At 42.6% G+C, this 1,242-nt stretch carries 2 protein-coding genes; one reads left to right on the top strand and one right to left on the bottom strand.

The window, feature by feature from the left end; translation table 11 throughout:
• The coding region (locus RH85_RS08600) for a hypothetical protein (RefSeq protein WP_006711833.1) at window positions 1–438 on the bottom strand (438 nt) is incomplete at its 3' end.
• A gap of 249 nt (window positions 439–687) precedes the next feature.
• Between RH85_RS08600 and RH85_RS08595 the strand changes: the two genes are divergently transcribed.
• Window positions 688–1,242: DUF2201 family putative metallopeptidase (locus RH85_RS08595; protein WP_006711832.1), on the top strand; the 555-nt coding region annotated here is incomplete at its 3' end.

Genomic DNA, 1,242 nt, shown 5'->3' with positions numbered 1-1,242 from the left:
TAGTTTGACTTTTTCAAGCCCAGAATTTGCTTGGGTATAAAAACGCAGTGCTTTGTTTTTTATCGTGATTGTTAGCGTTTTTAAGTTAGGTAATTCGCCTAAAACCGACAAGTCAGAACTGCTTGAACGGCCTATGCTGAGTTCTGATAGGTGGCTGAGGGTATTTGGATTTACATTGGTGAAATCGGTGTCGACGACCTCGTCGGTTATCAAGCTCTCTAGCGCAGGGAATAAGGTAAAGAAATCACTATCGATGGTTCGCTGCTCAGCGATTTTAGCGACCTCACGGATTTTAATCGCTTTCACATTTGGAAAGGCTTTAGCCACTTCTGGCCAACTGACTATCTCGTCATCAGTATCAATGGTGAGTTTTTCAACGTCAGGATAAATATGCTGGAGTTTTTCTGCGATACCAAAAGAGAGTAGAACTTTGCTCATGAATGATTCCTTACTACGACATGAACGAGGATAATTGTGAATGGGCGCACGAAATTTGCGTGACTAAAATCGACACTACAACCAAGAGATAACGATTGGTTAAATAAAAATTAGCGCGATGTTAACGTAATATTTTTGTCATATGCCATTGTTTGACTAACCTCGAGATTATAGGGATAATTGCTGAAAAATGAAACAGTTATAAGAATTGCTTTGAATGCCTCTCTGACAAAAGCGAGCGTTTCTTTAATGCTCAGCGAACCTTTTTATGGCCATTATCTTGCTAGCTTACAAAAGCAGGTTATGGCGACTGGTGATACAAACTCCCCGAATTTGGCTCCAGTATTGGAGATCAAATTGCATGGCAGTTGTGATGTGGAACTCGTGTGCGATTTAGCTCATTGGCAAACACTGAATCCGCAGCAGCAAGTGGGTGCATTAAAGCATGAAGCGCTTCATCTCGTCTTAGGACATGTTTTTCAACGAGGGGGTTATGCAGATAAAGCACGTTTTGATCTCGCGGCGGATCTTGTCGTTAATCAATACCTACTCGCCGAGCAAATTCTTCCTCATGCGGTGACTCTTGAGTGCGTTAATCAGTATCTTGTAACTCAAGGGCAACCACCATTGGCTCCTTTGCGTGAAGTTCGCTATTACTATTTGGCGCTGATGTCATTACCGTTACAAAATGGTTTTACACAACAGCAACTTAGCCAAAGTCAGCACAACTCATGGGGTGAGGTTTACGAGCAAGCTCACGCTCAGCAGGGGTTGTTGGAGCAGCAGTTGAACGGTAAGTTAGAA

The sequence above is a fragment of the Vibrio ichthyoenteri ATCC 700023 genome (genome assembly GCF_000222605.1).
Taxonomy (GTDB): Bacteria; Pseudomonadota; Gammaproteobacteria; order Enterobacterales; family Vibrionaceae; genus Vibrio; species Vibrio ichthyoenteri.
This window is presented reverse-complemented; position numbering and strand designations above follow the sequence as displayed.